Origin of the sequence: Streptomyces sp. CA-179760, assembly GCF_050937045.1 — a bacterium.
Lineage (GTDB): Bacteria > Actinomycetota > Actinomycetes > Streptomycetales > Streptomycetaceae > Streptomyces.
In genome coordinates, this window is sequence record NZ_JBNJLZ010000001.1 from 7,483,277 (window position 1) to 7,503,403 (window position 20,127).

The 20,127-nt window shown below is 72.1% G+C and carries 20 protein-coding genes and 1 pseudogene; 9 read left to right on the plus strand and 12 right to left on the minus strand.

All coding sequences use genetic code 11. From position 1 onward, the window contains the following. Positions 1–16: 16 nt before the first annotated feature. Entirely contained in the window at positions 17–739 is a 723-nt protein-coding gene (locus ACQEV8_RS34055; RefSeq protein WP_432967995.1) for a DUF4142 domain-containing protein, read from the minus strand. Between the two features lie 383 nt (positions 740–1,122). Between ACQEV8_RS34055 and ACQEV8_RS34060 the strand changes: the two genes are divergently transcribed. The 3 genes from ACQEV8_RS34060 to ACQEV8_RS34070 all read left to right on the plus strand — a co-directional run bounded on the left by ACQEV8_RS34060 (position 1,123) and on the right by ACQEV8_RS34070 (position 5,724). Next, positions 1,123–2,589: an aldehyde dehydrogenase family protein gene (locus tag ACQEV8_RS34060; RefSeq protein WP_432967998.1), complete on the plus strand. Its 1,467-nt coding sequence runs from the start codon at positions 1,123–1,125 to the stop codon at positions 2,587–2,589. A 97-nt stretch (positions 2,590–2,686) separates the two neighbouring features. After that, positions 2,687–4,258: a GMC family oxidoreductase gene (locus tag ACQEV8_RS34065; RefSeq protein WP_432968001.1), complete on the plus strand. Its 1,572-nt coding sequence runs from the start codon at positions 2,687–2,689 to the stop codon at positions 4,256–4,258. Continuing rightward, complete coding sequence (locus tag ACQEV8_RS34070; protein ID WP_432968004.1) at positions 4,255–5,724, plus strand: APC family permease; 1,470 nt, start codon at positions 4,255–4,257, stop codon at positions 5,722–5,724. Before ACQEV8_RS34065 ends, ACQEV8_RS34070 begins: the two co-directional genes overlap by 4 nt. Before the next feature lie 42 nt (positions 5,725–5,766). Here the strand turns inward: ACQEV8_RS34070 and ACQEV8_RS34075 are convergent, their stop codons facing one another. Further along, entirely contained in the window at positions 5,767–7,164 is a 1,398-nt protein-coding gene (locus tag ACQEV8_RS34075) for a multinuclear nonheme iron-dependent oxidase (protein ID WP_432968007.1), read from the minus strand. A gap of 162 nt (positions 7,165–7,326) precedes the next feature. Here ACQEV8_RS34075 and ACQEV8_RS34080 point away from each other — a divergent pair, with 162 nt between their 5' ends. After that, positions 7,327–7,896 (plus strand): potassium channel family protein, encoded by a 570-nt coding sequence (locus ACQEV8_RS34080; protein ID WP_432968010.1) that lies wholly within the window; start codon positions 7,327–7,329, stop codon positions 7,894–7,896. A gap of 12 nt (positions 7,897–7,908) precedes the next feature. On the opposite strand, the gene ACQEV8_RS34085 is transcribed toward ACQEV8_RS34080, so the two are convergent. After that, positions 7,909–8,352, minus strand: coding sequence for a DUF7144 family membrane protein (locus ACQEV8_RS34085; RefSeq protein WP_432968013.1), 444 nt, complete (start codon positions 8,350–8,352; stop codon positions 7,909–7,911). A 116-nt stretch (positions 8,353–8,468) separates the two neighbouring features. Here ACQEV8_RS34085 and ACQEV8_RS34090 point away from each other — a divergent pair. Continuing rightward, a pseudogene (locus ACQEV8_RS34090) lies at positions 8,469–8,613 on the plus strand (darcynin family protein); the annotation flags it as partial. 12 nt (positions 8,614–8,625) lie between these two features. Here the strand turns inward: ACQEV8_RS34090 and ACQEV8_RS34095 are convergent. Then, positions 8,626–9,411, minus strand: coding sequence for a peptidyl-tRNA hydrolase (locus tag ACQEV8_RS34095; protein WP_432968016.1), 786 nt, complete (start codon positions 9,409–9,411; stop codon positions 8,626–8,628). Between ACQEV8_RS34095 and ACQEV8_RS34100 the strand changes: the two genes are divergently transcribed. Both ACQEV8_RS34100 and ACQEV8_RS34105 read left to right on the plus strand, forming a co-directional pair. Then, complete coding sequence (locus tag ACQEV8_RS34100) at positions 9,410–10,273, plus strand: ABC transporter ATP-binding protein (RefSeq protein WP_432968019.1); 864 nt, start codon at positions 9,410–9,412, stop codon at positions 10,271–10,273. The two genes, ACQEV8_RS34095 and ACQEV8_RS34100, sit on opposite strands and share 2 nt — an antisense overlap. Further along, positions 10,270–10,941 (plus strand): ABC transporter, encoded by a 672-nt coding sequence (locus tag ACQEV8_RS34105; protein ID WP_432968022.1) that lies wholly within the window; start codon positions 10,270–10,272, stop codon positions 10,939–10,941. The genes ACQEV8_RS34100 and ACQEV8_RS34105 overlap by 4 nt, the downstream gene beginning before the upstream one ends. On the opposite strand, the gene ACQEV8_RS34110 is transcribed toward ACQEV8_RS34105, so the two are convergent. From ACQEV8_RS34110 to ACQEV8_RS34120, 3 genes are all read right to left on the minus strand, one after another. Further along, complete coding sequence (locus tag ACQEV8_RS34110; RefSeq protein ID WP_432968025.1) at positions 10,933–11,112, minus strand: hypothetical protein; 180 nt, start codon at positions 11,110–11,112, stop codon at positions 10,933–10,935. The two genes, ACQEV8_RS34105 and ACQEV8_RS34110, sit on opposite strands and share 9 nt — an antisense overlap. 18 nt (positions 11,113–11,130) lie before the next feature. Continuing rightward, positions 11,131–11,952, minus strand: a complete 822-nt coding sequence (locus tag ACQEV8_RS34115) for a polysaccharide deacetylase family protein (protein WP_432968028.1) — start codon at positions 11,950–11,952, stop codon at positions 11,131–11,133. Between the two features lie 62 nt (positions 11,953–12,014). Further along, a complete protein-coding gene (locus ACQEV8_RS34120; protein ID WP_432968031.1) occupies positions 12,015–13,532 on the minus strand; it encodes an FAD-dependent oxidoreductase in 1,518 nt (505 codons plus the stop codon). Positions 13,533–13,618: 86 nt separating this feature from the next. On the opposite strand from ACQEV8_RS34120, the gene ACQEV8_RS34125 reads away from it, so the two are divergent. Next, positions 13,619–14,011, plus strand: coding sequence for an ArsR/SmtB family transcription factor (locus ACQEV8_RS34125; RefSeq protein WP_432968034.1), 393 nt, complete (start codon positions 13,619–13,621; stop codon positions 14,009–14,011). Then, positions 14,008–14,493 carry an SRPBCC family protein gene (locus tag ACQEV8_RS34130; protein ID WP_432968037.1) on the plus strand — a complete coding sequence of 162 codons (486 nt, stop codon included), beginning with the start codon at positions 14,008–14,010 and terminating at the stop codon, positions 14,491–14,493. Before ACQEV8_RS34125 ends, ACQEV8_RS34130 begins: the two co-directional genes overlap by 4 nt. Positions 14,494–14,862: 369 nt before the next feature. Here ACQEV8_RS34130 and ACQEV8_RS34135 read toward each other — a convergent pair whose 3' ends face one another. The 5 genes from ACQEV8_RS34135 to ACQEV8_RS34155 all read right to left on the minus strand — a co-directional run bounded on the left by ACQEV8_RS34135 (position 14,863) and on the right by ACQEV8_RS34155 (position 20,057). Next, complete coding sequence (locus ACQEV8_RS34135; protein ID WP_432968040.1) at positions 14,863–16,248, minus strand: PhoX family protein; 1,386 nt, start codon at positions 16,246–16,248, stop codon at positions 14,863–14,865. Between the two features lie 90 nt (positions 16,249–16,338). Next, complete coding sequence (locus tag ACQEV8_RS34140) at positions 16,339–17,262, minus strand: slipin family protein (RefSeq protein WP_432968043.1); 924 nt, start codon at positions 17,260–17,262, stop codon at positions 16,339–16,341. 194 nt (positions 17,263–17,456) lie between these two features. Then, complete coding sequence (locus tag ACQEV8_RS34145; protein WP_432968046.1) at positions 17,457–18,956, minus strand: SulP family inorganic anion transporter; 1,500 nt, start codon at positions 18,954–18,956, stop codon at positions 17,457–17,459. Between the two features lie 8 nt (positions 18,957–18,964). Beyond that, a complete protein-coding gene (locus ACQEV8_RS34150; protein WP_432968049.1) occupies positions 18,965–19,546 on the minus strand; it encodes a carbonic anhydrase in 582 nt (193 codons plus the stop codon). An 82-nt stretch (positions 19,547–19,628) separates the two neighbouring features. Beyond that, a complete protein-coding gene (locus ACQEV8_RS34155; protein ID WP_432968052.1) occupies positions 19,629–20,057 on the minus strand; it encodes a hypothetical protein in 429 nt (142 codons plus the stop codon). Positions 20,058–20,127: the final 70 nt, after the last annotated feature.

A 20,127-nucleotide genomic window follows, 5' to 3' on the forward strand; every position in this document is an offset into this window, starting at 1 on the left:
TATGTGACGTTCCGTTTCACTGCCCCGGCGGTGGGCGGAAGGCGGGCGGCGGGAGCGTCCGGGACGGGGTCGAGGTCGGGGCGGAGGCCGGGGGAGTGCTGCCGGTGGTCATGTCGCGGGCCACGGCGTCGTAGTCGACGTCGCCCGTCGCCTCCAGGGCCTTGATGTGGCCGAGGACGGTCGTGATGGCGTCGTCGGCGAGGTCACGCACCAGGGAGTTGCGGGTGCTCGCACGGACCTGGGCGACGACCGGGAACAGCTGGCCCTGGGCCAGCCGCAGGACGGTGGCGAACTGCCGGTCGTACTCCGCACCCCGCGCCTCGTCCAGGGTGGCCAGCCACTGCTTCCGCTGGTCGCCGGGCGTGTCCGGCAGGGTGACGTTCAGCTGGGCCGCGGCGCCCCGGACCCGCTCGTCCAGGAACCGGTGCCCCTCGACGAGATGCCGGCCGGCCGCCCGCACGGCCGGGGTGGTGCCCTTCGTCCGCGCCTGCCGCCCCGCGGACGGCTCCCACAGCCCGGCCAGGTGGACCTTGGCGAGGAACTCCTGGTCGAGGGCGGACAGTGGGCCGTAGCTCGTCCGCAGCGTCTGCGCGCTCAGCACGTCCGGCGCCGCCTCCGGCCGGTCGTCGTACGGCCAGAGAGAGAAGATCAGCGCGGCGAGCGTCGCCGCGAGGCACATGATGATGAGCCCTGTGCCGCTGACGATGCCTCGGCCCTTGACGGGGGGTCGGGGTTGCATGGTGGTGCCTCCTGGTACGGCACCGCACGCTAGTGCGCTTCGGGTGCGGAATCGCCATGATACGGCGGGGTCTACGTCAACTGCCGTACACGGGCGAATCGTTGTATCGGGGGCAAGGCGGGGCGATTGGATGAGCCCCGCTGGGGGTCTATCCGCGCAAATGGGTCCATGTGTTCCCGTGGGTTCTGGCGGACACGACCCCGGTGTCAGCCCCGGCACACTTGGGCGCGCACGCGCCGGGCCGGGCGACTAGCCCACCCGGGTCCTCTGGGCCGCCCGGACGCCGTCGCGGCGGTGTGCCCCGTGGCCGCCGACCTCCCGATAGGCCATGTTGCTGACCGTCGAGCCGATCGGCACCGGCCGGATGCGAAGGAGGCCCCGCGGTGGGTGAGCTGTACATCGACGGCGAGTGGACACAGGCCACGGCCGGTGGACGGCGGGAGGTGGTCAACCCCTATGACGCCTCGGTCGTCACCACCGTCGACGAGGCCGACGCCGCCGACGTGGACCGCGCCGTACGCGCCGCCCGGCGTGCCTTCGCCGAGGAGGACTGGGCGTACGCCCCCTCCCGCCGCCGCGCCGACTTGCTGCTGCGCGTCCACGACCTGCTGCTGCGCGACCGGGAGGAGATCGCCCGCACCGAGACCCTCGACACCGGCAAGACGCTCGCCGAGGCCCGTATCGACGTGGAGGACGTGGCCAACGCCTTCCGCTACTTCGCCGAACTCGCGGGCAAGGACGGCGGCCGGGTCGTGGACGTCGGCCCGGACGTCCTCAGCCGCGTCGTCTACCAGCCGATCGGCGTGTGCGCGCTCATCGCACCCTGGAACTACCCGCTGCTCCAGGCCTCCTGGAAGGTGGCCCCGGCGCTGGCCGCGGGCAACACCTTCGTCCTCAAGCCCAGCGAGATCACACCGCTCACCACGATTGCCATGATCCGGCTCATCGAGGAGGCCGGCGCCCCGCCCGGCGTCGCCAACCTGGTGCTGGGCTCCGGGACGACCGTCGGCGCCGCTCTGACCAGCCACCCCGACGTGGACCTGGTCTCCTTCACCGGCGGCCTCAACACCGGACGGTCCATCATGGCCAGCGCCGCCGAGGGGCCGCGGAACATCGCCCTGGAACTGGGCGGCAAGAACCCCAACATCGTCTTCGCGGACGCCGACTTCGACGCCGCCGTGGACTATGCGCTGGACGCCGCGTTCCTGCATTCCGGGCAGGTCTGCTCCGCCGGTTCGCGCCTGCTCGTCCAGGACTCCCTGCACGACAGATTCGTCGAGGCCTACGCCGACCGCGCCCGGGCGATCCGGCTCGGCAACGGCCTGGAGGAGGGCACCGAGAGCGGCCCCCTCAGCTCCGCCGAGCACCGCGAGAAGGTCGAGGGCTACATCGCCATCGGCAAGGAGGAGGGCGCCCGGCTCGTCGCCGGCGGCACCCGCCCCGACGACCCCGCCCTGAGCCGTGGCTTCTTCCTGCTGCCGACGATCTTCGCCGACTGCGACCGGTCCATGCGCATCGTCCAGGAGGAGGTCTTCGGCCCGGTCGTCACCGTCGAGCGCTTCCGCACCGAGGACGAGGCGGTGGAACTCGCCAACGACACCCGCTACGGCCTGGCCGGCGGGGTGTGGACCTCCGACGCGAGCCGCGCCCAGCGCGTCGCGCAGCGGCTGCGGCACGGCACCGTGTGGATCAACGACTTCCACCCCTATGTGCCGCAGGCCGAGTGGGGCGGCTTCGGCCGCTCGGGCGTCGGGCGCGAGCTGGGCCCCACCGGGCTGCGTGAGTACCAGGAGGCCAAGCACATCTACCAGAACCTCGCCCCCGCCCCCTCCGGCTGGTTCAAGGGCTGACCCTCCGGCAGCACGGCGCCCGCCCGTGGCGCGACGACCACCGAAGACCGGCCGTACGCCCGCCCGTGGCGCGACGACCACCGAAGAAAGGCACCGCATGGCCCCCACCACCGCGCACGGCGCCGAGTCCGCCTACGACTACGTCATCGTCGGCGGCGGCACCGCCGGCTGCGTGCTCGCCGCCAGGCTGAGCGAGGACCCAGACTGCCGCGTCTGCGTCATCGAGGGCGGCCCCAGCGATGTCGGCGACGAGCGCATCCTGCGCCTGCGCAACTGGATCAACCTGCTCGACTCGGAGTACGACTACGGCTACACCACCGTCGAACAACCGCGCGGCAACTCCCACATCCTGCACTCACGGGCACGCGTGCTCGGCGGCTGCTCCTCCCACAACACGCTGATCAGCTTCCTGCCTCTGCCCCAGGACCTCGACGACTGGGTGGCCAGGGGCTGCCCCGGCTGGGACCCGGCGACGATCCTCCCCTACCGGGACCGGCTGCGCACACAGATCGTCCCGGTGGCCGAGGCCGACCGCAATCCCATCGCCAAGGACTTCGTCACCGCGGCCACCCGCGCCCTCGGCGTCCCCGTCGTCGACGACTTCAACGCCGAACCCTTCGCCCACGGCACCGGCTTCTTCTCGCTGGCCTACGAGCCGGAGGGCAATCTGCGCTCCTCCGCCTCCGTCGCCTACCTCCACCCCAACATGGACCGGCCCAACCTCACGCTCCTCCTGGAGACCTGGGCGTACCAGTTGCTCACCGACGAGTCGGGACGGCTGACCCGGGTCGCCGTCCGCGGCGCCGACGGACAGCCCGCCACCGTGCGCGCCGAACGCGAACTCCTGCTGTGCGCCGGAGCCGTCGACACCCCGCGCCTGCTGATGCTCTCCGGCATCGGCCCGGCCGACGACCTGCGCAAGCTGGGCATCGACGTACGGGCCGACCTGCCCGGCGTCGGCGAGAACCTGCTGGACCACCCCGAGTCCGTGATCGTCTGGGAGACCGACGGCCCGCTGCCGCCCAACTCCGCGATGGACTCCGACGCCGGACTGTTCCTGCGCCGCGACAAGAGCGGGCCGCGCCCCGACCTGATGTTCCACTTCTACCAGGTGCCGTTCACCGTCAACACCGAACGCCTGGGCTACCCCGTGCCGAAGCACGGGGTCTGCATGACGCCGAACGTGCCGCGTGCCCGGTCCACCGGCCGCATGTGGCTGCGCAGCGCCGACCCCGGCGAGCATCCCGCCCTGGACTTCCGGTACTTCACCGACCCGGAGGGGCACGACGAGCGCACCATCGTGGACGGTCTGAAGATCGCCCGTGAGGTCGCCGCCACCGCCCCGCTGAGCGACTGGCTCGTCCGCGAGGTCGCACCCGGCCCGGACGTCGTCTCCGACGCCGACCTGTCGGAGTACGGCCGCCGCGTGGCGCACACCGTCTACCACCCCGCGGGCACCTGCCGCATGGGCGCCCCGGACGATCCGCTGGCCGTCTGCGACCCGGAGTTGAGACTGCGCGGCTTCGAGGGAGTACGGATCGTCGACGCGTCGATCTTCCCGACCATGCCCACGATCAACCCCATGGTGACCGTCCTGCTCACCGCCGAACGCGCCGCAGACCTGATCGGCGGCCGCACCCCGGCCGCGGAACGGAGGGCCGGACAGTGACCGCCGCACAGCCTCCCGCACCGGCCGCCGGCACCCCGGGAGGCGAGCCCGGCTCGGAGTTCCGCAAGGACATGAGCCCCTGGGCCAACTTCGCCCTCGGCTTCACCTACCTCTCCCCGGTGGTGGGCACCTACACCCTCTTCGGCATCGCGATCGCCGACGGCGGACCGCCGATGGTCTGGGCGTTCCTGGTCGCCGGCTGCGGCCAGTTCCTCGTCGCGCTGATCTTCGGCGAGGTCGTCGCCCAGTACCCGATCGCGGGCGGCGTCTACCCTTGGGCCCGGCGGCTGTGGGGCAAGCGCTGGGCGTGGATGACCGGCTGGGTGTACATGTGGGCGCTGCTGGTGACCATCACCTCCGTCGCCTACGGCGCCGGCCCCTACATCGCCATCCTCTTCGGCTTCAGAGCCACCGTGCACACCACCGTGCTGTGCACCGCCGTGCTCATCGTCGTCGCCATCCTCATCAACTACATGGGCACCAAGGCACTGTCGACGGCGGCGCTCATCGGTTTCGCCGGCGAGCTCATCGGCGCCCTCGTCGTCGGGATCTACCTGCTGGCCACCCACCGGCACCACGGACTCGGCGTCATCTTCGACACCTACGGAGTCGAGGGAGACGGCTCCTACCTGCCGGCGTTCCTGGCAGCCGGCATCATCGGCCTCTACCAGTACTACGGCTTCGAGGCGTGCGGCGACACCGCCGAGGAGGTCGCCCACCCGGGCCGGGTCATCCCCCGCGCGATGCGCCGCACCATCTACATCGGCGGCGCGGCGGCCACGTTCACCTGTATGTCGCTGCTGCTGTCGGTCACGGACTTCAACGCGATCATCTCGGGCGAGCAGGCCGACCCGGTGGTCGACGTGCTGTTCGACGCCATGGGCGAGACCGGGGCGCGGATGGTGATGGCCGTGGTGCTGATCTCCTTCCTGTCCTGCACGATCAGCCTCCAGGCCGCGGCCGGGCGGCTCATCTACTCCTACGCCCGGGACGAGATGATCGTCGGACACCGGCTGCTGCGGCGGTTCGTGCACGCCCGTGCGGTGCCGAGCTGGGCGCTGTTCGTGTCCGCGGCGGTGCCGCTGATCATCGCCTTCGCGTCACTGCTCTCCGAAGACGCCCTCACCAACATCGTCTCGTTCGCGATCCTCGGCATCTACGGCTCGTTCCAGATGGTGGTCCTGGCCGCACTGCGCGCCCGGCTCAAGGGCTGGAGACCGGCGGGGGAGTTCACCCTGGGCCGCTGGGGCCTCACGGTGAACATCGCCGCGCTGGCCTACGGCATCCTCGCCATCATCAACATCTGCTGGGCCCGCACCCCGGAGAAGTCCTGGTGGGAGAACTGGATCGTCCTGCTGTGCGGCGGTGTGGTGCTGGGGACGGGCCTGCTCTACATGTTCACGACGCACCACTACGGCCGGGGCGAGGCCCCGGCGGGCGATGCGGTACCGGAGAAGCAGCTGTAGAGGTTTCGAGGCTCCCCTCGACGAGAGGTTTCGGGGCTCCCCTCAACGCCGCAGCAGAACCCTGCGTGTGGCGCGAGCGAGTCGGTGGGCCGGGCGCCGGGAGCGAGGCGAGGGCCCCGACCGCTCAAGCCACCACTCCCGTAGCTCCCGCCGTGCCTGCGCGTCCCCGGGCCGCCCGGCGGACAGCAGGTGCTCGGCGAAGGCGAGGGCGTCGTACCGGTAGCCGCCGGTCATCGGGTGGGTCTGGGCGTACCCGAGGAAGGCGGTGCGGTAGTCCTCTGCGAGGATCACCGGCAGCTCGGGCGCGACCTTCCCCACGACATCCGCCCGCTTCGCGGCGAGCGCACGCGCCTGCACGCCGACCCGTACCCGGTCGAACCCCTCGGGCACGGGCGTCCCGGCGACCAGCGCGGACAACAACGCGGCCTGCGCGAGCCCCACCCGCTCCCGGGCACCGGGGTGGGGCAGGTCGAAGGCGCCCCGTGTCGCCCCGACCGCCCCGGTCTCTGTGTCCCGCGGCCCGGCACCGGCGGGCGGCTCACCGTCAGGGCCCGCCTCCGCACGCCGCGTGGCCGCGCTGCCCGCCTCCAGGAGCTGGGTCTTCACCCGTTCGACCGCTCCCGTCTCCAACGCCCGCCGGATCGCGCCCAGCTCCCGCTCCAGCTCCGCCGGTTCCGGGAAGTTCTCGTCGCGTTCCAGGAGGACGCCCGGTGGGGAGACGCGGGAGGCGAGGTCGGTCAGGATGTCGAGGACCGGCCGGGGGACGGGGTGGGCGTGGCTGTCGTGCCAGACGCCGTCGCGTTCGAAGCCGCCCGCGACATGGACGTAGGCGATGGCCTCGAGGGGCAGCTCGGCGAGGGCCTTGCCCGGGTCCTCGCCGCGGTTGACGTGGTTGGTGTGCAGGTTGGCCACGTCGATGAGGAGACGGACCCCCGTACGGTCGGCCAGCTCGTACAGGAACTGGCCCTCCGTCATCTCCTCGCCCGGCCAGGAGATCAGCGCGGCGATGTTCTCGACGGCCAGCGGCACCGGCAGTGACTCCTGCGCGATGCGGACGTTCTCGCAGAGGACGTCGAGGGCGTCCCGGGTCCGGGGAACGGGCAGCAGATGGCCCGCCTCCAGGCGAGGGGACGCCGTCAGCGCACCACCCGCCCGTACGAACGCGATGTGCTCGGTGACCAGCGGCGAGCCGAGCGCCTCCACCCGCTCGGCCAGCGCGGTCAGCCGGTCCTCGTCGGGCCGGTCCGCGCCCCCGAGGCCCAGCGAGACGCCGTGCGGCACCACGGTGACGCCGCGTGCGCGCAGCCGCTCCAGCGACTCGGGCAGATGCCCGGGGCAGACGTTCTCGGCCACGGCCTCGACCCAGTCGATCCCCGGCATGCGCTCCACGGCGTCCGCGATCTCCGGTCGCCACCCGATGCCCGTCCCCAGTCGCTCCATTCGTCCCCCTCCTCCGCACGGCCCGATCCTCGAACGTGAGGGGGGTATGGCCCAGCCGCCCGGCCCCGAACCCTGCCACGGACGCCTTCAGAGGAACATTTGAGGTTCACTGACGGAGGCACCGGGCTCGCGCCGCCCCCTGATACGTCGTAGACCGGAACTGTGCCCGAAGGCAGCGAGCAGCCGCAGCGCCCCGCGCGTGAGCGGGAGCCGGAGTCCGGGGCCGGCGTCCGCTGGCTGCGGATCGGGGCCGGAGCCCTGCTCATGGCGGCCGGCACGGCCTATTTCCTGTTGCCGCTCGAAGGGCTCGGCGCCGACCGGCCCTGGCTGGGCTGGCCGCTGTTCGTGATGTGCCTGACGCTCGTCGCCGCGCTGCTGCTGCGCCACGTGCGCGACGTGGTGCTGGAGAAGCCGCAGGCCCGGTCGGGCCTCATGATCTCGCTGCTCATGTGCCTGGCCGTGCTGGTCTTCTCGTCCGGCTACTACGCCCTCGCCCAGCAGCCGGGCCAGTTCGTCGGTCTGCGTACCCGGGTCGACGCGCTGTACTTCACCGTCGTCACGCTCGCGACCGTCGGCTACGGCGACATCACGCCGAGCGGACAGGAGGCCCGCATGGTGACCGTCGTGCAGATCCTGTACACGTTCGTCTTCCTCACCGCGGCGGCCACCGCGCTGACCCGTCGGCTGCACACGGTGGTCGCCGACCGGGACCGGCGCCCGCCGCCGAACTGACCCGGCCGGCGCCTACGCCGTGCTGGAGGAGCGGTAGTTGAACACCGACCACAGGACGAACAGCCCGGTCACGATCATGATGATCGACCAGAACGGCTGGTACGGCAGCCAGATGAAGTTCGCGATCAGCGCCAGCCCGACCACGCCCGCGCCGGCGACCCGCGCCCAGGTGGCCCCGGTGAACAGGCCGAACCCGGCCAGCACCACGAGCACCCCGACGACCAGGTGGATCCAGCCCCACGCGGTCAGGTCGAACGCGAAGACGTACTCGCCGAAGCTCGTGTACACCTCGTCGTTCGCGATCGCCGCGATGCCCTGGAACACCGCGAAGAGGCCGTAGACGACCATCAGGGTGCCGCCGAGGGTGAGCCCCCCGGCCGCCCAGGAATCGGCGCTGCCGCCGGGCGTCCGGTCGGGGGCGGGCGGAGTGGGGGGAGGGTGCGCTGCGCTGGTCATGGCTGCCTCCTGGGTCGGGTCGACTGGTAACCCCACTGGAGCACCCGCCCGCGACCGGCGCGTCCGCGGCTGCGCCGAACGGGTGGACGCCCCGCGGCTCCGTCAGGGACGTTGGCTACCAGTTCCTCGTCGGCGCCCTGCGGGAGACGCCCTTCTGGGACCGCTGCTTCGAGGTCGTCGACCTCCTCTTCGGCACGAGAACGGCTACGCGCGCACTACGCGCGCACCTACGGCGTCGACGCGGTGACCACCATCACGACCCGACGCGCCGCCCTACGGCCGTCCCTCGCGCGCGAGGGCACGGATACGGTCGACCCCCTCCACCGCGAACGTGGCGCCGGGGGCGATCTCCGTGAACCCCGCGTCCCGGACCACCGGCAGCCCGCTGTCCGTCAGTTCCGGCCAGCGGGCCGGGGTGGCCGTCCGTACGGCGAGCGGGAAGCCCGCGTCCCGCCAGGCGGCCCGCTGCTCGTCGGCCAGTTCCCACCAGGCCAGCTGGGCGGCGTGGCCCGCCTGGGCCATCGCCTTGCCGGCCGTCATACCGAGGTTCGGGTTCACCCACAGCACGGGGGCGGCCGGGTCGGCGTCCGCCGGCGGTTCCGGGTCGTCCAGGTCGGTGCCGGAGACCTGGAGCCGGGCCAGGTCCTTGGGCCAGCCGTCCAGCGGGACCGGCGGGAAGACCCGCACCTGGGCCGACTCGCCGCTGACGGTGATGCCGGGCAGTGCCTCGGCCCGCCGCCACTCGGCCCCGCGCGCCCGCCGCACCACCTTGCGGATCCGGGCGTCCTGCCAGTCCCGCATGGCCCGCGCCCACTCGCCGTCGCCGACCGAGCGCTCGTCGCCCAGGATCGTCAGCACGGCCAGCGCGGCCGTCTCGAGCGCGTCCGTACGCGCCGGCGGGTCCGCCCGCTCGATCCGCACGACCAGCGGCAGCACGAACTGCGGTGCCGTGTCGAGCTCCGAGGGCTCGGACCGGAAGGGACTGTCGCTCACGGGCGTCGGGTGTTCGCTCACGAAGCCCAGTCTGCCAGCCGCAAGATCGTGCAGGATGGGCCCCATGCGACCCGACCTGTCCCTCGAGAACGCGGGCCGCCGCTACGGCCTGCGCGGCCCCTGGGTGCTGCGTGGCGTCGACCTGACGGTGGCCCCGGGCCGGCTCGTCCGCGTCGAAGGCGCCAACGGCACGGGTAAGTCCACCCTCCTGCGCCTGCTCGCCGGTATCGACGCTCCCAGCGAAGGCCGGATCACCGGCCGGCCACGCACGGCCTACGTCCCCGAGCGGTTCCCGCCGGCCCTGCCCTTCACCGCCGCCGGCTACCTCACCCACCTGGGCACCGTGCACGGCCTGTCCCGCACGACGGCCGCCCGGGCCGCCGGTGAGTGGCTGGAGCGCCTCGGGGCCGCCGCCCATGCCGACACGCCGATGGCCCGGCTGTCCAAAGGCAGCAGCCAGAAGGTCGCCGTCGCCCAGGCCCTGCTGGCGGAGCCGGAGCTGCTGGTGCTGGACGAGGCGTGGACCGGTCTGGACACCGATGCCCGCGCCGAGTTGGAACGGGCGGTCGCCGCGCGCACGGCGGCCGGCGGATCCGTGGTGTTCGTCGACCACGACCCGCGCCGCCTCGCGGGTCTGCCCGACGCGACGTACGCCGTGCGCGACGGGAGCCTCGTTCCGTGCGAGGTGCCAGGACCGCGGCCGTCCGGACCGCACGTCACGGTCGAGGCGCAGGGCCCGCCGGACGGCCGGCTTCCCGACGACGTGCGGCGGACCGCCGCCTCCGCAGAGGAGACCGGGCCGGGCCACTACCGCCTGACCGTTCCCGCCCCGCACTCCGACATCCTGCTCCGCGCCCTGCTCATCGCCCGGCCTCCCTGGCACGTGGTGCGCGTGGTTCCGCAGCCGGATGCCGGGAGCAGCCGATGACCGCCCTCCTGCGCTACCACGCCGCCCTGCTGCTGCGCTCGCAGCGCTGGCTGCCGCCGTTCCTGCTGTACGCCGCCTGCCTCGCCATCAGCGTCCAGGCCGGCCAGCCGGTGCTCGACTCGCTGGGCTACTCCGCCGCCGCGCTGCTGCCCGTCGCGGCCTGGCTGGCGCGGATCTGCGTGACAGGCGAGCCGGAGGCCGCGCGCGGCTGTGTGGCGGCGGCCGTCGGGCCGGCCCGGGCCCATGTGGCCTGCCTGCTGGTGGCGCTGGCCGGCGCGGCGGCGCTCGGCTCGGTCACGACCCTTCTCGTGACTGTGCTCAGCGACCCGGTCGCCTCGGACCACCGCACCCGGGTGCCGCTCGCCCCCGCCTGCGGGGCCGGGCTGCTCGCCGCCCTGGCCTGCGCCCTGCTCGGCACAGCCGTCGGCGCGCTCACCAGCCGGCCGCTGCTGCGGTCACGGGGCCGTGCCGTCCTGGCCCTGCTGCTCGCGGCACTGCTGTCCCTGGTGGCCACCGGCTCCCCGGCGCAGGCGGCGGTGCAGGGCCTGGTGACCGGCTCCCGGTCGGGCACCGTCCCGCTCCCGCTGCTGCCCCTGGCCGCGGCAGCCCTGGTCACGGCCGCGTCGCTGGCCCTGGCCGGTGCGCTCGCCTCTCGCCGATCACCCTGAGCACGTCGTGCGCTGTGCCTCCTGCCACTCGCAGACCGGGCAGAGGGTGATGCCCTTGTACGACTCCGGATACTCCGTGGGTTCGCGGCACAGCACGCACTCGGCGTACGGCGGGCCCTCCGCGAGGGGCGGCCTGGCCGAGTCGATCAGACAGTAGTCGTCCTCGCTCATACCTCCAGCGTAGGCCGGTCAGGGCCGCCCGCCCACGGCCCCGATCAGCTCGGACACCTTCACGAACCGGAAGCCCCTGCGGCGCAGCTCCGGCACGATCGTCCGTACCGCTCGTTCGGTCGCCGGGGCGGCGCTGCGGGTGCAGTGCAGGACGACCACCGAGCCGGGCCGCACCTCGTCCAGCACCTGCCGGGCGACCACGTCCGGGTCCGTTTCGAAGGCGTCACCGCCGACCACGTCCCACTGCACGGCGGTCACCCCGGTCGGGGCCAGGGCCTTCAGGGCCCGACGGTCGTAACAGCCGCCGGGGAAGCGGAAGTACGGCATCGGATCCCGTACGCCGGCCTTCCGGAACGCGGCGTAGGCCCGCTCCACGTCCGACCGCTTCCGCTCCTCGGGCACGGTCGGCAGGCCGTAGCAGTCCGGTGTGTAGGCGTAGTGGCTGTAGGAGTGGTTGGCGACCTCGAAGAGCGGGTCCCGGCCGATGGAGCGGGCCTGGCCGGGGTACTCCTCGGCCCAGCGGCCGGTCATGAACACGGTGGCCCGCACCTTCAGCGCCCGCAGCGTCGAGATCAGCCGTGGATGGTCGAATCGCTCGCCCGCCGCCGCCCGGGCCCCCTGACCGGCGGTCATGTCGGCGTCGAAGGTGAGCGCGACGGTCCTGCCGCGGGTGCGGGGGCCGTGCTCGAAGACGGGGGTGAGGCCGGCCGGGCCGGGGGCCAGGGTCGGGGGCCCCGGCGGCGGGGCGGGCGCGGAGTGCGGGGGGTGGGTGGAACCGCAGGCGGTGAGGGCCGTGCCCAGGGCGCATACGGCGGTGGCTCGGCGGAGAAGGGGGATCACCGTATGAAGATGTGAGCGGAGTCGTGCCCTTATGCGTCGCGGCTGTCGGTGTCACCCGGGCGTCAGATGTCCCGCCGCTCCAGCGGCTTGGTCGCCGGGCCCTGGATCACCTTTCCGTCCGTGTCGAAGCGGGAGCCGTGGCAGGGGCACTCCCAGGCGCGCTCGGCGCCGTTGAAGGCGACCAGGCAGCCGAGGTGGGTGCAGCGGGCGGAGACGGCGTGCAGGGCGCCGTCGTCGTCACGGTAGACCGCGAGGCGATGGCCGCCGGCGCGGACCACGGCCCCCTCGCCGGGCGGCAGGGCCTCCACCGGCGGTGCGGGCCGCAGCCGGTCGCCCACGAAGTGCCCGGCGACCTTGGCCTGGGTCTTGAGGAACGACGGCGCCTCACGCACGGCGGGCTTCAGCCGGCGCGGGTCGTACAGCTCGCTCCACTCGCACTCCTCGCCCGTGATCTGCGCGGTGAGCAGACGGCCCGCCATCATGCCGCCGCTCATGCCCCAGCCGCCGAAGCCGGTGGCCACGTACGCGTGCCGCGCCCCCGGGTGCAGCGGACCGACCATCGGCACGGTGTCGGTGGGGTCGGTGTCCTGCGTGGCCCAGCGGTGGGTGACGTCCAGGTCCGGGAAGTTGCCGGTGGCCCAGGCGATGAGGTGCTCGAAACGGGCCCGCGGGTCGCCGGTGCCGGGCGTGAAGTGCTCGCCGGTGACGATGAGCAGACGCCGGTCGCCCTCGTGGGGTGCGGTGCGGACGGAGCGGATGCCCTCGTCGGGCGTGATGAACATGCCGTCCGGGTCCCGGTCCGCGGGGATCGTCCCGGCGACAACCAGCTCGCGGCGCGGCGACAGCCGGGCGAACAGCAGGGCCCGGTCGAAGATCGGGTAGTGCGTCGCGACGACGACGTCCCGGGCCTTGACCGTCGCCCCGGTCGTGGTCGACAGCCGGCACGGCTCGCCCTCGTCCAGGCCGAGGACGGCGGTGTCCTCGTAGATCTGCCCGCCGCGTTCGACCAGGTCGGCGGCGAGGGCCAGCAGGTACTTGCGCGGATGGAACTGGGCCTGCCCGGTGACCCGGACCGCGCCCGCCACCGGGAAGGGCAGCCCGGTCTCCGTCACGAACGCGGCGTCCAGCCCGGCCTCGGCGGCCGCTCGGGCCTCGGCGCGCAGCTCGTCCACCCGGCCCGCGTCGCGCGCGTACGTGTAGGCGCTCCGGGTCTCCCAGTCGCAGTCGATGCCCAACTCCGCGACGATCCCGGCCGCGCGCTCGATCGCCTCGGACTGGGAGCGGGCGTACAGCCGCGCGCCCTCGGGGCCGCGGGTGCGCCGCAGCTTGTCGTAGACGAGCGTGTGCAGGGCCGTGACCTTGGCGGTGGTGTGCCCGGTGACCCCGGCCGCGACCCGCCCGGCCTCCAGTACCGCCACGCTCCGCCCGGCCCGCGTCAGCTCCCACGCCGTGCACAGTCCGGCGATCCCGGCGCCGATCACCGCCACGTCGACGTCCAGCTCGTCGGCCAGGGCCGGATGGCGACCGTCCGGGGTCGTCTGAAGCCAGTAGGAGCTGCTGACCTGCTGCTTCTCGCTCATGGGCCACCGAGTACCCCTGCCGGGCCGCTTCAGTGTGCGGGCGTGTCGCTTTACAGAAGGGGCCGGCGGAGCTAACGTACAACCAAATGGTTGTAGATGAGTTGGGCGACGAGACGGTGGACCGGCTGTTCCACGCCCTGGCCGACACCACGCGCCGGGACATACTGCGCCGCTGCGTGCGCGGGGAGCTGTCGGTGTCGCGGCTGGCCGAGTCCTACCCGATGAGCTTCGCGGCGGTGCAGAAGCACGTGGCCGTGCTGGAGCGGGCCGGTCTCGTCACCAAGCAGCGCAGCGGACGGGAGCAGCTCGTGTGCACGGACCCCGAAGCGGTGGGCCGCGCACGCCAGGCCCTCGACGAACTCGAGTCGGCATGGCGCGGGCGCGTGGACCGGATGGCCCGGCTGCTCGCCGAGGACCCCGGAACAAAAGAGAACGACGAGAACGACGAGAACGACGCCACGAAAGGACCCCGGAGATGAGTGTCACCAGTGTCGACAAGGACCTCGACCACCTCACCCTCACCCTGATCGCCGACTTCACCGCCCCCGTCGAGCGGGTGTGGCGGCTGTGGGCCGACCCCCGGCAGCTGGAGCGCTGGTGGGGACCGCCGACCTACCCGGCAACCGTCGAACAGCACGATCTGACCCCTGGCGGGGAGGTCACGTACTTCATGACCGGCCCGGAGGGCGACCGCCACCGCGGCTGGTGGCGGATCACCTCGGTCACCGCGCCGACGGCCCTGGAGTTCACGGACGGCTTCGCCGACGACGACGGAAAGCCCAAGGACGACATGCCGACCATCTCCGTGCGGGTGACCCTCGCCGAGCACGGCGGCGGCACCCGGATGGAGATGCGCTCCCTCTTCGACTCCCGTCATCAGATGGAGCAGCTGGTCACCATGGGCATGGAGGAGGGCCTGAAGGAGGCCGTCGGCCAGATCGACGCCCTGCTCGCCGCCTGACCGGCCGGATCAGGACTGCCGCAGCAGCCGCTCCCGGATCTCCGCCACGTCGAAGCACGCCTCCGGATACCGCGGATCCAGCTCCTCCAGACGCACAGGGCACGGTCGTCGATGCCGGAAGCGGCGAACTTCCAGCGCTTCTCCGGCTCGTCGAGCCGTTTGAGCAGCCCGGCGGCGCTGGTCCGCCGGGTGTCGCGGCGGCCTCGTGACGGGACAGCTCGAGCGGCTCACCGGCCGGGACGCGCAGCCGCTCACGCTACGAGGCCCGGGGTCTGTGACCCACCGGGCCCCCTTTCGGCCTGGAGCCTCGGTCATCCGCCGGGGCGCCGGGTTCCGCACCCGGCGCCCCGGTCGGGAGCGCGGTCCCGGCTACCGGCGCCAGGGGCCCGTCACCGCGAACGTGGTGCCGGGTGTGTAGCAGTTGAGGTACATCGTGTCGCCGTCGGGGGAGAAGGTCACTCCGGCGAACTCACCCCACTCGGGCTTCTCGGGGGTCCCGATGTTCTGCCGGCCGCGGGCCATCGCGTACACCTCGCCGCGCCGGGTCACGCCGTAGACGTGCTGGGCGCCGTTGCCGTCCTCGCAGACCATGAGGCCGCCGCTGGGCGCCAGGCAGATGTTGTCGGGTGACTCTCCCGGCAGCTGGATGTCGGTGTCCGGGCCGAAGACGATCACCAGGGTCAGCCGGCGGCGCTCGGGGTCGTAGCGCCAGATCTGCCCGAAGTGGTCGGCCGTCGAACCGTCCGAGCGGTCGGCGAAGGACGACACGAAGTACACCGAACGGCCGCCCCAGTAACAGCCCTCCAGCTTCTGCGCGTGCGTGATGCCCCCGCTGCCGAAGTCCTGGAAACGGATCGGCGTCCGCGCGGCCAGCGGATCCGGTACGTCCACCCACTCGATGCCGTCGAACTCGGCGCCGATGTCCTGGATCGTGGACAGATCGGGTACGCCGGGCACCCGCATGGCCTGGAGCCGGCCGCCCGCGCGCAGCGAACCCCGGCCGCCCAGCGGCTTCTTCGGCAGGAAGCGGTAGAAGAGGCCGAAGGGCTTGTCGAAGGCGTCCTCCGTCTCGTACACCACGCCCCGCCGGGGGTCGACGGCGATCGCCTCGTGCTGGAAGCGGCCCATCGCGGTCAGCGGTACGGCTCCGGTGCGGTGCGGGTCGACCGGGTCGACCTCGAAGATGAAGCCGTGGTCCTTGGTGTAGCCGTTGGTGCCGGCCTTGTCCTCGGTCTCCTCGCAGGTCAGCCAGGTGCCCCAAGGGGTGGGGCCGCCCGCGCAGTTCACGGCGGTGCCGGCGATCGCGACGCGTTCCGACAGGACGTGGTTGCGGGAGTCCAGCGTCAGGGCCGTACAGCCGCCCTTGCCCGCCGGGTCGTACGTGAGGCCCTCGACGGTGGGGACCGGGACCTTGCCGGTGACGCGGTTCTCGTGGTTGCGGACCAGATGGACCCGGCCGCCCTTGCCCGCGAAGGCCGACATGCCGTCGTGGTTGGAGGGGACCTTGCCCTCACCCGACCGGAGCTGGTCCCCCTCGCGGGAGAGAACCCGGTAACGGAAGCCCCTCGGGAGGTCGAGCAGACCCTTCGGGTCGGGGACGAGCGGGCCGTAGCCGTGGTGACCGAGACCCTGTGCGGCGGCGGTGCCGGTGAAGAGTTCGGACAGGGCACCGGAGAATCCGATCCCGATGCCCAGGGCGCCCGTTCCGGCGAGCACCTGACGACGCGTGGTGGTGAAACGACCGGTTTCGGTCATGGGGGAACCTTCCTGCTGGCGGACAGGAACTGTGATCCCGCTGTGTCTATCACCTGGTGCGGGCCCCGTGAACCACGCGCGTAGCGCGGGTCACTGCTCCACCGCCCGTCGCAGCTCTTCCATGGCCTGTTCCGTCCTGCCGAAGGGGTGCTCCGCCTCGTCGAGGGAATGCTCCGCAGGCGCCTGTGTCTGTTCGGGCGTTCGTTCGTTTTCCTGTTCGGGTGCCTGTTCCTGCGTCTGGGGCTGCCGGCCCTCATCCCGGCCTCGTTCCAGGAACCGCAGCAGCTCCACCGGAATGGGCAGCACCAGCGTGGAGTTCTTCTCCGCCGCCACGGCCATCACGGTCTGGAGCAGCCGGAGCTGGAGCGCGGACGGAGTGTCGGCCATCTGGTGCGCGGCCTGGGCCAGCTTCTTCGATGCCTGGTACTCGGCGTCCGCGTTGATCAGCCGGGCCCTGCGCTCGCGGTCGGCCTCGGCCTGGCGGGCCATGGAGCGCTTCATCGTGTCCGGCAGGGACACGTCCTTGATCTCCACCCGGTCGATGGTCACGCCCCACTCCACGGCCGGGCTGTCGATCATCAGCTCCAGGCCCTGGTTGAGCTTCTCCCGGTTGGACAGCAGATCGTCCAGCTCGCTCTTGCCGATGATCGAGCGCAGGGAGGTCTGCGCCATCTGGGAGACGGCGAAGCGGTAGTCCTCGACGTTGACGATCGCGGCCGCCGGGTCCACGACCTTGAAGTACACCACCGCGTCGACCCGCACGGTCACGTTGTCGCGGGTGATGCCCTCCTGGGCCGGGATCGGCATCGTCACGATCTGCAGATTGACTTTGCGCATCCGGTCCACCGCGGGAACGATCATGTTGAACCCCGGCCGCCGCACGTCCCCGTGCACGCGCCCGAGCCGGAAGACGAGCCCGCGCTCGTACTGCTTGACGACCCGCGCCGCCGCGGCCAGATACACCAGACCGCCGGCGCCGACCGCCGCCACCACCCCGATCAGCTCTTGGACCATCCCGACCTCCTCGTCCAGAGGTCCGATTTCGTCTACTTCTGCAACGATATGCCGGGATTGGGGTCCGAGGCCATGCCCCAGGGGGCGAGGAACAGCGTGACAAGCCCCGACCGGTCGGAGACGGACACGCGAAAGGCCCGGGGCGCGCTTGGGGGCGCGTCCCGGGCCAGGAGCGTCGGCGTTCCGGCGGACCGCTAGGCCACCGTCACCTTCTCTCCCTCTTTCGGCTGCTCGGACTCCAGCTCGGGCTCCGTGACCTTCACCGGCTCCGTGCCCGTCGCGCTGTGGCGCTCGGCCCAGTTCTCCAGGGCCGTGCGGCAGGCGTGGTCGAGGTGGTGCAGACCCGAGAGGTCCAGCTCGACCGGGCGGTCCTGCGGCAGGCTCTCCAGGTTGTCCAGGATCTTCGGCAGTCGCAGGAACGTCGCGTTGCCCGAGAGGTACGCCTGGATGGGGCCGGCGCCCTTGTCGATGACCTCGAGCTTGATGTGCGAGGCCTCCCAGGCGGTCTTGACGACCGACAGGGCCAGACCGATCAGGACACCCTCGAACATGTTCACCGCGACGATCGACACGGCGGTGACGGCCAGGATGACCGCCTCACCCCGGTGCTCGCGCCACAGCGGCACGATCTTGCGGAACGGGATGAGCTTGAAGCCCGCGTGGACCAGGATGCCGGCGAGCGCGGGCAACGGGATCAGGGCCAGCGTGGCCGGCAGGAGCGCCGCGAAGAGGAGCAGCCACACGCCGTGCAGCACCCGGGACGCCTTGGTCTTGGCTCCCGCGCTGACGTTGGCCGAACTGCGGACGATGACCGCGGTCATCGGCAGCGCGCCGAGCACACCGCAGAGCGTGTTGCCCGCGCCCTGCGCCATGAGCTCCTTGTCGTACTGGGTGCGTGGTCCGTCGTGCAGCCGGTCCACCGCGGCGGCGCTGAAGAGGCTCTCGGCGGAGGCGATCAGAGTGAAGGCGATGATCGTGCCGATGATGCCGACACCCACGCTGCCGAAGGCGTCGAGGCCGGGCGGCTGGATGGAGTCCAGCAGACCCTGCACCTGGACGGTGTCGACCGGCAGGTTGAACACGGCGGTGGCCGCGATCGCAAGGATCACCGCGGCGAGCGCGCCGGGGACGGCCTGTGCCTGCTTCGGCAGCTTCTTCCACAGCACCATCACCGCGATGGTGGCCGCGCCGAGCGCGAGGGAGGTGAGCGCCTTGGTGCTGCCGAGCGCGTCGACAGCGGCCCCGGGCAGGCCAAGGATCTTGTCCATGCCGGAGGCGGGCGCCTTCAGCCCGGCCGTCGCGTACAGCTGACCGGCGATGAGCACCAGACCGATTCCGGCCAGCATGCCCTCGACGACCGAGACGGATATCGCGCGGAACCAGCGGCCGAGCTTCAGCGCGCCCATGATGAGCTGCAGCAGACCGGCGGCCAGCACGATCACGCCGAGCGCGGGCAGCCCGTAGGTGTCGACGGCTTCGAAGACCAGCACGGTCAGACCGGCGGCAGGACCGGACACCTGCAGGCTGCTGCCCGGCAGGAATCCGGTGAGGAGGCCGCCCACGATGCCGGTGATCAGGCCGAGTTCGGCCGGGACACCGGAGGCGACGGCCACGCCCACGCACAGCGGGAGCGCGACCAGGAACACGACGAGCGAGGCGGTGAAGTCCTGCCTCAGGTAAGGGAACTTGGTCATGGCGCCCCTCACAGCTTCTCGAAGGAGTCGGTGTCCGCGCGGTGGTCCCGCACGGTTCCGGTGTGCACTTCGTAGAACCAGGCGTGCAGCCGGAGCCGGCCGTCCGTCAGACGGCTCTCCACGCTCGGGTACGAGCGCAGCCGCTCCACCTGGGTCAGAACGTGGTTCTGCACGGCTTCGGTGACCGTCTTGTCGGTCGGGTCCGCGCACTTGGGCTCGTCGCAGGCGTGCGCGAGCCAGTCACGCACGGCGGGTACGCCGGTGAGGTCGTCGCCCCGCACCACCGCGCCGACGGCGCCGCAGTGCGAGTGGCCGCAGACCACGATCTCCTTGACGCCGAGGACTTCCACGGCGTATTCGATGGTGGCCGCCTCGGAGGTGGGGTGTCCGAGGGTGTAGGGGGGAACGACGTTGCCCGCGGTGCGCAGCTCGAAGAGCTCGCCGGGCCGGGCGCCCGTGATCAGGGCCGGTACGACCCTGGAGTCGGAGCAGGTGATGAACAGGACGTCGGGGGACTGGCCCTCGGCGAGGCGGGCGAACTCCTCAGGGCGCTGTCCGTGCGTGCGGGCGTTGTCGATGAGGGGTTGCATGAGTGTGGTGACTCCTCCTGGCGCGCAGTGGGGGCGCGTCGGACGGGCATGACAGAGGTGGGGGAAGGAACGACTCTGTTCCTCAGCAGCGGAAGACCTGAAGCGCTGCCGGTGTGTGCGACGTCGAGGATCTCGACGCGCGATGGTGCGCGGCGCCGGCTCTGACCTGGTCCGGTGCTGTCGGCGGGATGTGCCGCAGCAGGGGCCGCTCCGGCGCGCTGGGCGCGGAATCGGCGTGGTGGAACCGGTCGCGGGTCCGCAGGGGACCGGTCGGGTCCCCGTGGTGTCCGGCGCGGCAGGTGGCGATCTCGTCGCGCAGCGCTTTCCCGGAGCACTTGATTCCAGGGCGCGTGGACAGGCCGGACGGTTCGGTTCCGGGCTGAGCCTTGGCCTCTGCTTTACGGGGTGTGTGCGCGGATGCGAAGGACGCCGTCGGTGCGAAGAACTGAAGGGCGAGCAGGATGGCGGCGAGTGCCGACACCACGGTCCGTGCCGTCGTACCTCGGTACATGCGCCCCCCCTTCAGGTGATTCACACGTCTAGCGCTGACCAACACTTGGTCAATGGCTGGTCAAGAAACA